This window comes from Fructilactobacillus ixorae (genome assembly GCF_024029915.1).
GTDB lineage: Bacteria > Bacillota > Bacilli > Lactobacillales > Lactobacillaceae > Fructilactobacillus > Fructilactobacillus ixorae.
Genome location: NZ_CP097478.1, coordinates 1,045,919 through 1,058,921, shown reverse-complemented (window position 1 = coordinate 1,058,921; position 13,003 = coordinate 1,045,919). Strand labels below are relative to the sequence as shown.

The window sequence follows — 13,003 nt, the reverse complement described above, 5'->3', positions numbered from 1 at the left end:
TAGTGACGGAAAAAACGGTATTAGAATTAAAACACGTTAGTAAGGTCTATCCAAGTGGCGTGGTAGGCCTCGATGACATTAACTTTACGGTGCACGAAGGGGAGTTTGTCGCCGTCGTGGGACTATCGGGAGCGGGGAAAAGTACCCTGTTCAATTCGATTAACCGCATGCTTGACGTTACTGACGGTCAGGTGCTGGTTGATGGTGAAGACATCACCAAGGTTCGCGGCCAAGAGCTCCGGCGGATGCGACGCAAAATTGGGATGATCTTTCAAAACTTCAACCTCGTGGAACGAACGACCGTGCAAAAAAATGTGTTAGCCGGACGGACGGGATACTATCCCACCTGGAAAACGTTATTAGGGTGGTACTCAAAGGCGGACCAGCAACAAGCTGTCGCTCAACTCGACAAGGTGAACATGGTTAAGAAACTGTACCGCCGGGCGGACCAGTTGTCCGGAGGGCAGAAGCAACGGGTTGCGATTGCCCGGACGCTTATGCAGGATCCCACCCTAGTGTTAGCGGACGAACCGGTGGCATCGCTGGACCCAAAGACGAGTAAGGGGGTCATGGACGACCTCTATAACCTGAAAAAGTACGAGCGAATTACGGTTCTGGTTAACCTGCACTCCATGGCCCTGGCGTTGAAGTATGCCGATCGGATCATTGGGCTGCGGGACGGGAAAGTGGTCTACGACAAGCCAATTGCACAAGCCAACGAAGCCGAGCTCCGTGATGTTTACGAACACGGGAGGGATGACTAATGAAACAGGTACAGGTACCCGAACAACCACTGAGACAACGCTTTCACGTGGTGGGAATCACGGTGACCGTTGTTCTGCTGGTTTTAATTTATTATGCAGCCCTCGTTACGGGTGTTGATGTGAACGCCTTCTTTGAAAATGCCGACCAGTTCGGCGTGGTGTTAAGCCAGATGAAACATCCGGATTGGCCCTATCTGACGAAAATCATGGGGACGCTCGCCCAAACGTTACAAATGGCGATTCTAGGGACGACCCTCGGGGCCATTGTGGCCGTTCCCTTTGCCTTTCTGGCCGCCCGCAACATCGTGAAAAACCGGCTGGGGCGGTTGTTGATTCGATTGATTTTAGCGTTAATCAGAACCCTACCGACCCTCTTGTTAGCCGCACTGTTTGTGGCCATCTTTGGAATTGGGCCGATGACCGGGGTGATTACACTCGCTTTTTTCTCCTTCGGGATGATTGCCAAGTTATTTTATGATGTTTTAGAAACGATTAATTTAGGTCCGGTGTGGGCGTTACGTGCCACCGGTGCGACCATGCTCCAAACGATTCGGGTGGCTATTTTACCCCAAATCGCGGGGCAGTTTATGAGTTACTTCCTCTATACCTTAGAGATTAACGTGCGGGCCTCAACCGTTTTGGGGTATCTCGGAGCCGGGGGGATTGGATTATACCTCCAGCAGACGTTGGATCAGTTCGATTATCCCCGGACGGCGGTGATTATTTTGGCCATCTTTGCCGTTGTACTAGTCATTGACGCAATCAGTAATTACGTAAGGAAGCGACTTCAATAATGATGAATAAAACCAAACCAACCGCAACTACTCGTTTGAAATGGGGACTGGTGACCCTGCTAATCATTGCCATCTACTGGTGGTCAATCACCGGAATCCCCTTGACTGGGATTCAGCGCTCCGCTGGGCGGGTAAGTGCCGCCATTTTCAAAGGCATAATCCATCCGGACTGGTCGTATGTGTATAACGGGAGTGGGGAAGACTTAGTGTCCCAGCTCGTGATCACGCTGGCAATTGCCTTTTTAGGGACGATCATTTCAGCCCTGTTGAGTGTGCCGCTCGCGTTTTTCGCCGCCCAAACCACCAAGGGCTTTTTCCATCCCCGCTCAACGTTAGGTAAGCTTCTGCTGACGGCGATTCGGGCTTTTCCAGAAGTGGTATTAGCCATCCTGTTCATTAAAATGGTGGGACCGGGCTCCTTTGCTGGGGTGCTGGCCATCGGGGTTCATTCAATCGGGATGTTAGGGAAATTGTTCTCCGAAGCGATCGAAGAAATGGATCGCAGTGCGGAAACGGCCATCATCGCTACCGGCGGCACCAAGCTCCAAACGTTTCGGATTGCCACGTTACCAACGATTTTACCGGCCTTGCTGTCGTATACGCTGTATCGGTTTGAAATCTCCGTGCGGTCCGCTTCCATTTTAGGGTTAGTGGGCGCCGGGGGGATTGGAACGCCGTTGTTGTTCGCGTTGCAAACCCGTGATTGGTCGAAGACCGGGATTATCCTGATTGGAATCGTGGTCATGGTAATTGTGATTGATACGGCTTCATCCAGCATTCGAAAACGCTTAGGCTAATTAACCAGGGGTCCTTAGAAGGGGCGCCTGGTTTTGTTCGTTTAGGGGAGTTGACTTTTTCCGTTCGCAACGCTCAAAATAAGGAGATTAGGAAGGTGCGACCGGTTGCTGGTCGAAAAGGAGGATGTAAGATGCAAAGTGATATTGAAATTGCCCAAGCAGCGCACCCGTGGCCCATTACGAAGGTGGCGGCTGCCGCTGGGTTTCAACCAGAAGAAGTGCTTCCCTATGGACGGCAGAAGGCGAAGCTTGAACGGACGACGCCCGTTCAGCCTGACCACTTTGGCAAGCTAGTTTTAGTAACGTCGATTAATCCGACCCCGGCGGGAGAAGGAAAGTCGACGGTCGCCGTTGGGTTAGCGGATGCGATGCACCAAGCCGGGCACGAGACGATGTTAGCGTTGCGGGAACCATCGTTAGGTCCTGTGATGGGACTAAAGGGGGGCGCCACCGGGGGTGGTTATTCGCAAGTGCTCCCGATGGAAGACATTAACCTCCACTTTACGGGCGATTTTCACGCTTTAACCGTGGCCCAAAACACGCTAGTGGCCCTCGTCGATAATAGTATTTATCAGGGGAACCCCTTCAACTTAGACCCCCGTCAAGTCGTGATTAAACGGGTCCTAGACGTTAACGATCGCTCGTTACGGCACGTGGTGACCGGGCTCGGGGGTCGAACGAGTGGAGTCCCTCAGGAAGGGAGCTTCGAGATTACGGCTGCTTCGGAAATGATGGCCATTTTAACGCTGGCAACCGATCTTTCCGATTTAAAACGCCGGATTAACCGGATTGTGGTGGGTTATACCTACGACCAAACCCCGGTGACGGTAGCGGAACTGGGCGTCGGGGGCGCGATTGCCACGTTACTCAAGGACGCGATTCTCCCGAACCTCGTGCAAACGATTGCCCACACGCCGGCTTTGGTTCACGGTGGGCCCTTTGCTAACATTGCGCAGGGGACCAACTCCATTCAAGCAACCCAGTTAGCGCTCCAACAGGCGGATTATACGGTTACTGAGGCGGGATTTGGGGCCGACCTCGGGGGCGAAAAGTTCCTCGATGTCAAAACCCCGCTCCTTGGGAAGCATCCGGATGCAATCGTAGTCGTCGCTACGGTTCGCGCCCTTAAGATGCACGGTGGGCTTGCGAAGGATCAACTTGATCACGAGGATCTTGCCGCCCTGCAACGGGGCCTAGCAAACTTGGGTCGGCATGTCCACAGTATGAAACGGTATGGCGTCCCGGTGGTGGTGGCCGTGAACCGGTTTACCAATGATACGGATGCAGAACTCCAGCTGGTGGTTGAGTATGCGCGCCAGCTTGAAGTGCCCGCTTATCCTGCTGATGTGTGGGGCCACGGTGGTGCTGGTGCACAAGCACTGGCTGCCGGAGTGGTGAAAGCCACGGACCAACCAGCTGACTTTACGCCCCTGTATGCGCCAGATGCTGACTTATTAACCAAGCTCCAGCGGATTGTGACTGAAATTTATGGTGGTCAAGGGGTGGACATGGCCCCGAAAGCGGCTAAACAACTCCAACAGCTGACCGACCGGGGCTGGAATCGCTTACCAGTGATTGTGGCCAAAACGCAGTACTCGGTCACGGATGATGCGAACCGGTTGGGAGCCCCCACCGATTTTAAAATTCACATTCGGGAGTTAGTGCCAAAGCTCGGGGCTGGCTTTATCGTCGCGATGGCCGGCAACATTTTAACGATGCCAGGCTTGCCGAAGCATCCGGCCGCGGAACAAATTAAGATTACGGATGACGGCACGATTCAGGGCCTGTTTTAGTCGTCAAGACCGATTTGATAATAATATGAAAAAAGCAACTCTCGAAGTGAGAGTTGCTTTTTTATGCTTGTTCCGGGATGGTTAGGGTGCCAGTGCTGTTCTTTAAAGTGTAGGTAATCTCCTGATTACTCCGGGTGGTCATCTCAAAGTCCGTGGCGTAGAGCACTACTGCTAACTGACGGCCCCGGGGCAGGTGGTAGTACACCGGTTGAAAGTCTAAAGTTAACCGATAAAACTGGCCTGGTTTCAGGGGTTCGGTCACAGCAGGACTCGTTCGATTTTGGAAGTTGAGGTGGACCCGGGAAATGGTTTTGTGGTCGCTGGGGGTCGGTTCTAGCTGGAACTCCCGGACGTCATCTTGATACCACTGATATCCAAGGGGTAGGCCTCTTGGAGCGGAAACGGTGGGCGCGGGCTGCAACCGTCGGGCGTTGCCAACGTCCACCAGCTGGGCGCTGATCATCCCCACCGGGTGGTCGCTATTAACGGCAAGCGTGAGGCGCACCGTTCCGTTAATGGTTAGCTCGTGATCAAACTCAAGCTGGGCAACCGTTCGTTGGTCGGCTAGGGTCGGATCTGCCAGGGTGGTGAGCTGCGTTTCCCACCGCTTGGGGTGCTGACAGTAAGCAGCAAAGTGCTTTTCCGGATAGGCCTGTGTCCACTGAGAATGGTCAAAGTGGAGCTCGTGGTCCTTAGAATCGGCACTGAACCAGTTTGGTTGGGCGTGCCAGGTCTCTGGAGTCGCGTTGTCCTGAACAATCACCGTTGGCAACACTGTATCGGCGTGGTTGTTTACGGCGGCGAGCTTGTTACTTAACCAGAGGTTGACTAAGTCGGAATAGTCAAAGGACGGAAAGGCGTTTAGGTACATGTGTTGCCCCTGGTGGAGAATCAGCTTTTTACTGATTGGAAGGTGCTGGATGTCCTGCCAAAAGTTACCAGCGTTCTTAAGTTTGACGTTCCAGTCGTTGAGGCCATGGACCAGTAACACGTCGGCGCGAATCTGATCGTCCTGGTTCCGGTAGTTTCGGTCGTCCCAAAACTGATTATAGTTTCCAGTGGCGCGGTCTTGGCCCGCCTGAAGAGCTCGCAGTTGGGCGGTAAAAGCTGGTCGAGTTTGTAACTCATCACCGGGGCGCAGACTCCGGGAGAAGGTTTCTCCTGCGAGGACATCGGCATCTTCACCCTGAAACCCACCCGGGGCTACCACTAACCCGTTTTCCCGGTAGTAGTCGTACCACGAAGAGATGGCAGCTTCTGGGATAATCGTTTTTAACCCAGCAACGCCCGTTGTGGCAGCCGCAATTGCCAACGTCCCGAGGTATGAGCGTCCGGTCATTGCTACTTCCCCACTACACCAGTTTGCGGCAACGGTGATGCCGTCGGTGCGGTTGGTAAAGGCCCGGCGGTCCCCGTGCAACCATTCGATGACGGCAATCGTGCTGGCCGTCTGGTAGGGATCACCACACGTTTGGAGGCCATCCGAATCAAGGGTTCCGATTCCAGCCGCATAGACGCTGGCAAACCCCCGGGGTAACAGAAAGTCGTTGAGGGTGTAACCGGGATGGGGTTCATGGCTTAACGTGGCGTGCGGGGCCGACCCGCGGACGTGGTGCGGGGCTCCCGTCGTTAACGGTGCTGGTTCGGCTGGAACAAAGCGGTTGGCCGGTTTGTCAGTGAGCGGAACGTCAACGTGGTGGGTGAGGTGCGTCCCGAGCGCCTCATTAACCCCTTGATCGTAAGGTGAGGCCGTATAGACGGCGGGAACTGGTCCGGAAGCAGCCGGACGGGTAATCTCCACTTTGAGGAAATCGTTGTGCCCGTCTCCGTCGCTATCAAAGTCCGTTTCCACAAAGACCGTTTCATAGTGAAAATCGCGGACGTTGAACACGGCCTGGGCTTTGCCATTAAAAAAAAGCGGCCGGTGGTGGTCAAACTGCGTCTGAGTAAAGTAGCCCTGGGCGGCCAGTTGATCGAGGTAGGTTAATCCGCCCGGCGTATGCGTGGTGAGCAACTGGTACCAGGCTTGTTGCAAGGTGGCAACGTCCTGGATGGCTGGTAGGGGCGCCAATCCCAACTGCTTCCAACTCGCCACTGGTTCGGCCAGGTTAAAATCAGGACCCGCTTGAAAGCCCAGTAATTGGAGCGCAATTCGCGTAAAGCTTGCCGTGGTCAGCGGATTGTCACTCTGTAAAAAGGTTGGGATGGTCTGGGTCGGGGTAGCGAGCAGTTGGTCCAGCTGTGCGGTGAGCGCTGCTGCACTAGTCAATTCCCAGTGGACCGTTCGGCAGAAATCGTGCAGGGCTGCTTTCATGGTCGTAGCCGTGGTGGTGAAACCCACTCGGGCAAGTTCCGCTTCAATCTGAGCGGGAGCCACGTTGGTAAGTTGGGCAAATTGATTAATTTTCATAAGGACTCCTTGGGTAAAATGGGGACGGGCGAACTGAATTTCAGTTTAGCGCTTTAAGAATAGTGTAAAATAATTAATAACTAGATGAAAGATGAAAATAAATGTAGTGGGAGTAAGTTTAAGATGGTAAATTTAGCACAAGCAGTTCAACCCAACGTTCGCAACACCCGATTATCAGATATCTACGGCTTTAGCGAACAATTGGCGCAGATTCCGGATTTAGTTTCCTTAACCCTCGGAGAACCGGATTTTCCGACGCCAGAGCACGTTAAGCAGGCAGGGATCGCGGCGATTACGGCGGATCAGAGTCACTATACAGAAACGTGGGGACGCCTGGCCACCCGCACCGCTGCCACCGCTTATTTGAACGATCGGTACGGGCTTGATTACGATCCGACCAACCAGGTGGTGATTACGAACGGGGTAACCGAAGCGATGTACGCTACGTTGGCAACGCTCGTCGGGCCTGGCGACGAAGTGTTACTTCCAACCCCGGCTTTTCCGGTTTATGACTCCTTGGTGGAATTGAATGAGGGTCACTTAGTTGAAATTAATACCGAACCAGACGGATTTCTCTTAACGCCCGCGCGGTTGCAAGCAACGTTAGCGGCGCATCCCCGTGCGAAGGTCTTACTGCTGAATTTTCCGTCCAATCCGACTGGGCGCAGTTACTCGGCCAGTCAAATTGCCGCCCTCGCGCAAGTTGTGGCGCACACGGACCTCGTGGTGGTGAGCGATGAGATTTATAGTGAGTTAACCTACACGGGTCGGCACGTTTCATTTGCCAAGTACCTCCCCGAGCAGACGGTTCTATTTAACGGCCTTTCAAAGTCCCATGCGATGACCGGGTGGCGAATTGGAGTCATCGCGGGCCCGGCAGCCCTCGTCGCTGAGATTGCCAAGGTGCGGGAACTGATGTCGACCTCCGTGATGACTGCGGCGCAGGTGGCCGCCGCGGAGGCGTTTGGCAATGGGATGGACGATGCCGCGTCGATGCGGGCGGAATACGAACGGCGACGGGACTATCTGTACACAGCTGTGCAAGCCCTTGGCTTTCAGTGTGAAAAACCCCAGGGGGCGTTCTACCTCTTTGCTAAGATCCCGGACCGGTTTCACCTTGATAGCGCGGCCTTCTGTCAGGACGTGGCACAAACGGCGAAGGTTGGTCTGATTCCCGGTTCCAGCTTTGGGGCCGGTGGGGAAGGCTACGTGCGGGCGAGCTATGCCACTAGTATGGATAACCTGCACGAAGCGGTGCAGCGTTTACAAATCTACTGTGCTAAGCATTAAAATTAAAAAAGAACCGTCTCGGACATCCGAGACGGTTCTTTTTTGAACGGGAAGCTTAGGCTAAGCCAGTTTCTTCCATTCCTTTTTGGGTAATTTCTTTTAAGGTTTGGGCAGATGCATGCATCTTCGCTTGTTCTTCGTCACTCAGTTGAATTTCTAAGACATCGGCAATTCCGTGCGCATTTACCACCGCTGGCGTTCCGATGTAGGTATCAGTGAGGCCGTATTGACCATCAACGGGAGCACCCACAGGAAGGACAGCGTTTTCGTTTCGTAAAATCGCGCGCGAAATCCGCATCAAAGCAGTTCCCACGCCGTAGAACGTAGCGCCCTTTTTGTTGATGATTTGGTAAGCCTTGTTACGGGTGTCATCCTCTAATTCTAAGAGGGTCTCCTTCGAAACGCCACGATCATCAGCATATTTCAACAGCGGAACGTTTCCGATGGAAGCTTCGTCAAGGTCAGCGAATTCGGAATCACCGTGTTCGCCAAGAATGTAAGCATCCACGCTGGCAGGATCAATGTCAAACTTCTTAGCAACGGCCACCCGGAACCGGCTGGTATCGAGGGAAGTTCCTGATCCAATGACCTTTTCCTTCGGGAACCCAGAGATTTGTTGGGTTGCGTAAGTCAAGATGTCCACGGGGTTCGCAGCTACCAAGAAGATGCCGTCAAAACCGGAGTCGACAACAGGTGTAACGATCGATTTTAAGATGTTAAGGTTCTTGTTAACTAAGTCTAACCGGGTTTCGCCAGGCTTTTGTGGGGCACCAGCTGTGATTACGACCAGGTCAGCATCCTTACAGTCTGGGTAGTCACCAGAGTAGATGTTTTTAGCGGCAGTAAACGGAATGGCATCTTCTAAATCCATCGCGTCTCCTTCAGTCCGGTCCTTGTTAACATCAATGATTACAAACTCTTCGGCAATTGCTTGTTGCACCATGGCAAAGGCGTATGCGGAACCAACCGCCCCGTCACCAATTAAAACTACCTTTTGGTGTTTTTTCGTCATAATTGTCATCCTTTCGAAATTAAAGATAATTGTGTACCAAAATATTATAACATTGAAAGTGTGACTTTTCACATACCAATGTTAGGAGACGGCAGGTGGCCGCGCTCCAGTTTGACAGCAATATAAGGAAAAGACTTGTGCTTTGGGATTACCACACAAAAAAAGCAAAAAAAGATGTTGACGGTTTTTCCAACTGATGCTATGATTTAATAGTTGTCAAAACGATGTAATTGTTTTGCTTCTCATCTCATGGAAGATTAGCTCAGCTGGGAGAGCATCTGCCTTACAAGCAGGAGGTCACAGGTTCGATCCCTGTATCTTCCATTATATGAGCCGTTAGCTCAGCCGGTAGAGCATCTGACTTTTAATCAGAGGGTCGGCAGTTCGAACCTGCCACGGCTCATTTGTAAAAATAATAACATGCGGACGTGGCGGAATTGGCAGACGCGCTAGATTTAGGTTCTAGTGTCTTTGAGACGTGGGGGTTCGAGTCCCTTCGTCCGCATCCATTATTTTTGCCGACTTAGCTCAGTTGGCTAGAGCGCGTCACTAGTAATGATGAGGTCGGAGGTTCGAGTCCTCTAGTCGGCATTATGCGGAAGTAGTTCAGTGGTAGAACGCCACCTTGCCATGGTGGAGGTCGCGGGTTCGAACCCCGTCTTCCGCTTTTTTAGTTGCTTTTTCTTTTGCCGCGGTGGCGGAATTGGCAGACGCACAGGACTTAAAATCCTGCGGTCAGTAATGACCATACCGGTTCGATCCCGGTCCGCGGCATTTGCATTTATATTTTGCACCTATAGCGCAATTGGATAGAGTGTCTGACTACGAATCAGAAGGTTGCAGGTTCGACTCCTGCTAGGTGCATTGCTCGGGAAGTAGCTCAGCTTGGTAGAGCACCTGGTTTGGGACCAGGGGGTCGCAGGTTCGAATCCTGTCTTCCCGATTTAATTTAATCTTAACCAACAACGAGGTATTCGCTCATTTGGAGCGGTACCTTTTTTGTATCAGCACGGTCACGAAGTCCCTTTGCTTGTTATTTGCTGTGGATATTATATAATTAATGTCAAGATTAGTCAGAGATGAGATGGGATGAGGTTATGACACATCGAAGTATGTCAGATACAATCGAAGCATATTTAAAGCAAATGTTACTTAGTGCGGATACTGCTGAAGTGGAAATTCGCCGTTCCGACATTGCGGATCATTTTGACGTGGTGCCTTCTCAGATTAATTATGTCATCAAGACCCGTTTTACCCTGCGCGATGGTTACGTGGTGCAGAGCAAGCGCGGTGGGGGTGGCTACATTCGGATTGAACAAATTGACCTTGCCAGCGATGCTGATGTCTTCGAGCAACTGGTGGCGTCCATTGGCAACCGAATTACCCAAAAGGATGAAGAAGAAATCCTCACGACCTTGTATAACAACCAGATGTTATCGGCCCGTGAGGTGAATATGATTTCCTCCATCTTATCTCAAGAGGCAATTGCAGTTGCCGATGCTGAAACCGAAGAAAAAGTTAGAGCAAACGTCCTAAAAGCCCTCCTGGGGCGGTTACGGTACGAATGCTAGACGAAGGGAGAACTTATTCATGGCAGATTCATTAACTCCCAGTGCTAAACGAGTACTGGGCCTTGCTCAGGACCAAGCCCGCAGCTTTAAACACCAGGCAGTGGGAACCGAACACCTCCTGTTAGCATTAACCCTCGAAAAAAACGGGATTGCCTACGAAACCTTAACGCAACTTTCGATTACCGATCAGGATGTTTTAGAAGAAATTGAACAACGGGTGGGGTATGGCAACCTAACTGCTGAACCAGCCACGTATTTGAATTATTCCCCCAAACTGCGGGAACTAATTGCGCTTGCCGGCAAAATTGCCCAACAGTACGGGAGCTTAAAGATGGGACCAGAACACCTGTTGTTGGCACTGACAACCGATGAAAAGGGCGTTGCAGCCCGGATCATGGTTGGGCTGGGCACGACTCCCGAACAAGTACGCAAGATTACCATTCGTAAGATGGGCGTTCCGGACCAGGGCGTGGGTAGCGCGCAGGAACAACGGAATGCGGAAAGCCAAACTCCGACCCTTGATTCACTTGCGAAGGATCTGACCAAGGTTGCACGGGATGGGCAACTTGATCCAATTGTGGGGCGGGATGCTGAAATCAAACGGGCCATCCAGGTCCTGAGCCGTCGGACCAAGAATAATCCAGTGTTAATCGGGGAACCGGGAGTTGGGAAAACTGCGATTGCCGAAGGCTTAGCCCAGAAAATCGTGCAAAAGGCCGTTCCCGAGGACATGTTGAACAAGCGCATTATGATGTTAGACATGGGTTCGCTAGTTGCGGGCACCAAGTATCGGGGTGAATTTGAAAATCGCTTGAAGAAAGTGATTAACGAAATCCAAAGCAGTGGGAACGTCATCCTGTTTGTTGACGAACTCCACACCCTGATTGGAGCTGGGGGCGCAGAGGGCGCCATTGATGCTTCTAACATCTTGAAGCCCGCCCTTGCCCGGGGGGAACTGCAAATGATTGGAGCAACCACCCTCGACGAATACCAAAAACACATTGAATCAGATGCGGCGTTAGAACGTCGGTTTGCGACGATTCAAGTTAACGAACCCACTCCAGCCGAAGCTAAGGAAATTCTTCGGGGTTTACGGCCACGTTATGAGGAACATCACCACGTTCAAATTACGGACGCAGCGCTGGACGCAGCGGTTGATTTATCGCAGCGCTACATTAGCGACCGGTTTCTGCCGGATAAGGCCATCGATTTAATGGATGAGGCCGCTGCCAAGGTTCGAATTGACGAACTGCAGGGGACCAGTCCGGTACTGAAAAAACAACAGGAACTGGAAACCGCACGGCAAAAAAAGGATCAAGCAATTGAAGACCAACGCTTTGACGATGCCGTTACGATTCGAACGCACGAACAGGAGCTCGAACAAGAATTAGAGCGGTTACAGGCGGAAAGTGCTAAGCAACGCAAACAAGAAAACACCAACCATCAGTACGAATTACAAGAAGATGCGGAAGACGTGGCGCGGATTGTGGCAGAGTGGACCGGGATTCCGGTTACGAAGTTGCAACGAGAAGATTCCGAACAGTTAATTAATTTGGAAGCCAACTTGCACAAGCACGTGATTGGTCAGGATGAAGCTGTCTCTGCCGTGGCGCGGGCCGTTCGGCGGGCGCGCAGTGGTTTGAAGGATCCCAACCGACCGATTGGGTCGTTCCTCTTCCTCGGTCCTACGGGAGTGGGAAAAACGGAACTCGCTAAGGAATTGGCAGCCACGATGTTTGGATCGGAAGCGGATATGATCCGGGTTGACATGAGTGAGTTCATGGAGAAATACTCCACCAGTCGGTTAGTCGGATCAGCTCCAGGTTACGTTGGCTATGACGAAGGGGGGCAACTGACCGAAAAGGTTCGGAACCACCCGTACTCCGTCGTCCTCCTGGATGAGGTGGAAAAGGCGCACCCGGATGTCTTTAACATGCTCTTGCAGGTTCTTGATGACGGGTACCTGACTGATTCCAAGGGCCGGAAGGTTGATTTTCGCAATACGATTATCATCATGACCTCGAACCTGGGAGCGACCGCCTTGCAACAACAAAAGACGGTTGGCTTTGAAACGGCCCAAATGAAGGACCGGGATCGGGAAATGAAGCAGGTAATTGACGAACAGGTCAAGCAGTTCTTCCGTCCCGAATTCTTGAACCGGATTGATGAGACCGTGTACTTCCACTCCCTCACGAAACCAGAGTTACACCAAATTGTGAAGTTACTGACGAAGCAGTTGGTTAACCGGGTCAAAGCCCAGGGGTACGAAATTCGCATCACGCCGGCGGCCATCGATGCGGTGGTTGCCAAGGGGTACCAACCAGAGTACGGAGCACGACCGCTGCGGCGGGCCATCCAGACGCTGATTGAAGACCCGCTGAGTGAAGCCCTGCTGGCCGGGAAGTTTAAACCTGGCGCCCGGATTACGGTGGGCGCCCGTAAAAATGAAATTACGTTAACGAGTAAAACACCAAAGTTAGTTTAAAAAAGGAGCCAGGGACGGTTAGTCACCTGGCTTTTTCGTTGACGTTTGCTGGTTAATATTGTATACTACAGTAGTATTGACTATGAA

9 protein-coding genes and 8 tRNA genes are annotated in these 13,003 nt (G+C 52.2%); 15 read left to right on the top strand and 2 right to left on the bottom strand.

From position 1 onward, the window contains the following. Positions 1–2 precede the first annotated feature (2 nt). The 4 genes from phnC (at position 3) to M8332_RS05345 (ending at position 4,148) form a co-directional block, all read left to right on the top strand. Positions 3–764 (top strand): phosphonate ABC transporter ATP-binding protein, encoded by a 762-nt coding sequence (gene phnC, locus M8332_RS05360; RefSeq protein ID WP_252779785.1) that lies wholly within the window; start codon positions 3–5, stop codon positions 762–764. Then, positions 764–1,558 carry a phosphonate ABC transporter, permease protein PhnE gene (gene phnE, locus M8332_RS05355; protein ID WP_252779784.1) on the top strand — a complete coding sequence of 265 codons (795 nt, stop codon included), beginning with the start codon at positions 764–766 and terminating at the stop codon, positions 1,556–1,558. The genes phnC and phnE (M8332_RS05355) overlap by 1 nt, the downstream gene beginning before the upstream one ends. Before the next feature lie 2 nt (positions 1,559–1,560). After that, positions 1,561–2,355: a phosphonate ABC transporter, permease protein PhnE gene (phnE, locus tag M8332_RS05350; RefSeq protein WP_435370804.1), complete on the top strand. Its 795-nt coding sequence runs from the start codon at positions 1,561–1,563 to the stop codon at positions 2,353–2,355. Positions 2,356–2,486: 131 nt separating this feature from the next. After that, positions 2,487–4,148 carry a formate--tetrahydrofolate ligase gene (locus M8332_RS05345; protein WP_252779782.1) on the top strand — a complete coding sequence of 554 codons (1,662 nt, stop codon included), beginning with the start codon at positions 2,487–2,489 and terminating at the stop codon, positions 4,146–4,148. 61 nt (positions 4,149–4,209) lie between these two features. On the opposite strand, the gene M8332_RS05340 is transcribed toward M8332_RS05345, so the two are convergent. Beyond that, positions 4,210–6,558, bottom strand: coding sequence for a Xaa-Pro dipeptidyl-peptidase (locus tag M8332_RS05340; RefSeq protein WP_252779781.1), 2,349 nt, complete (start codon positions 6,556–6,558; stop codon positions 4,210–4,212). 123 nt (positions 6,559–6,681) lie between these two features. Here M8332_RS05340 and M8332_RS05335 point away from each other — a divergent pair, with 123 nt between their 5' ends. Then, positions 6,682–7,848, top strand: a complete 1,167-nt coding sequence (locus M8332_RS05335) for an aminotransferase class I/II-fold pyridoxal phosphate-dependent enzyme (protein ID WP_252779780.1) — start codon at positions 6,682–6,684, stop codon at positions 7,846–7,848. 55 nt (positions 7,849–7,903) lie between these two features. Here the strand turns inward: M8332_RS05335 and M8332_RS05330 are convergent, their stop codons facing one another. Beyond that, positions 7,904–8,860, bottom strand: a complete 957-nt coding sequence (locus M8332_RS05330) for an L-lactate dehydrogenase (RefSeq protein ID WP_252779779.1) — start codon at positions 8,858–8,860, stop codon at positions 7,904–7,906. A 251-nt stretch (positions 8,861–9,111) separates the two neighbouring features. Between M8332_RS05330 and M8332_RS05325 the strand changes: the two genes are divergently transcribed. From M8332_RS05325 to M8332_RS05280, 10 genes are all read left to right on the top strand, one after another. Next, positions 9,112–9,184 (top strand) — tRNA-Val (locus M8332_RS05325). A gap of 6 nt (positions 9,185–9,190) precedes the next feature. Then, positions 9,191–9,263, top strand: a tRNA-Lys gene (locus M8332_RS05320). A 19-nt stretch (positions 9,264–9,282) separates the two neighbouring features. Next, positions 9,283–9,365, top strand: a tRNA-Leu gene (locus M8332_RS05315). A gap of 12 nt (positions 9,366–9,377) precedes the next feature. After that, a tRNA-Thr gene (locus M8332_RS05310) sits at positions 9,378–9,451 on the top strand. Between the two features lie 4 nt (positions 9,452–9,455). After that, positions 9,456–9,527, top strand: a tRNA-Gly gene (locus M8332_RS05305). Positions 9,528–9,548: 21 nt separating this feature from the next. Next, positions 9,549–9,634: transfer RNA gene (locus M8332_RS05300), tRNA-Leu, on the top strand. Between the two features lie 16 nt (positions 9,635–9,650). Continuing rightward, positions 9,651–9,724: transfer RNA gene (locus M8332_RS05295), tRNA-Arg, on the top strand. A 5-nt stretch (positions 9,725–9,729) separates the two neighbouring features. Then, positions 9,730–9,803 (top strand) — tRNA-Pro (locus M8332_RS05290). A gap of 154 nt (positions 9,804–9,957) precedes the next feature. After that, positions 9,958–10,431: a CtsR family transcriptional regulator gene (locus tag M8332_RS05285; protein WP_252779778.1), complete on the top strand. Its 474-nt coding sequence runs from the start codon at positions 9,958–9,960 to the stop codon at positions 10,429–10,431. Between the two features lie 19 nt (positions 10,432–10,450). Then, positions 10,451–12,916 (top strand): ATP-dependent Clp protease ATP-binding subunit, encoded by a 2,466-nt coding sequence (locus M8332_RS05280; protein WP_252779777.1) that lies wholly within the window; start codon positions 10,451–10,453, stop codon positions 12,914–12,916. Positions 12,917–13,003: the final 87 nt, after the last annotated feature.

Bases quoted from the DNA above. Each gene is read 5' to 3' on its own strand.
- phnE (WP_252779784.1), top strand. From the start codon at position 764: ATGAAACAGGTACAGGTACCCGAACAACCACTGAGACAACGCTTTCAC.
- phnE (WP_435370804.1), top strand. From the start codon at position 1,561: ATGAATAAAACCAAACCAACCGCAACTACTCGTTTGAAATGGGGACTG.
- M8332_RS05345 (WP_252779782.1), top strand. From the start codon at position 2,487: ATGCAAAGTGATATTGAAATTGCCCAAGCAGCGCACCCGTGGCCCATT.
- M8332_RS05340 (WP_252779781.1), bottom strand. From the start codon at position 6,558: ATGAAAATTAATCAATTTGCCCAACTTACCAACGTGGCTCCCGCTCAG.
- M8332_RS05335 (WP_252779780.1), top strand. From the start codon at position 6,682: ATGGTAAATTTAGCACAAGCAGTTCAACCCAACGTTCGCAACACCCGA.
- M8332_RS05330 (WP_252779779.1), bottom strand. From the start codon at position 8,860: ATGACGAAAAAACACCAAAAGGTAGTTTTAATTGGTGACGGGGCGGTT.
- M8332_RS05285 (WP_252779778.1), top strand. From the start codon at position 9,958: ATGACACATCGAAGTATGTCAGATACAATCGAAGCATATTTAAAGCAA.
- M8332_RS05280 (WP_252779777.1), top strand. From the start codon at position 10,451: ATGGCAGATTCATTAACTCCCAGTGCTAAACGAGTACTGGGCCTTGCT.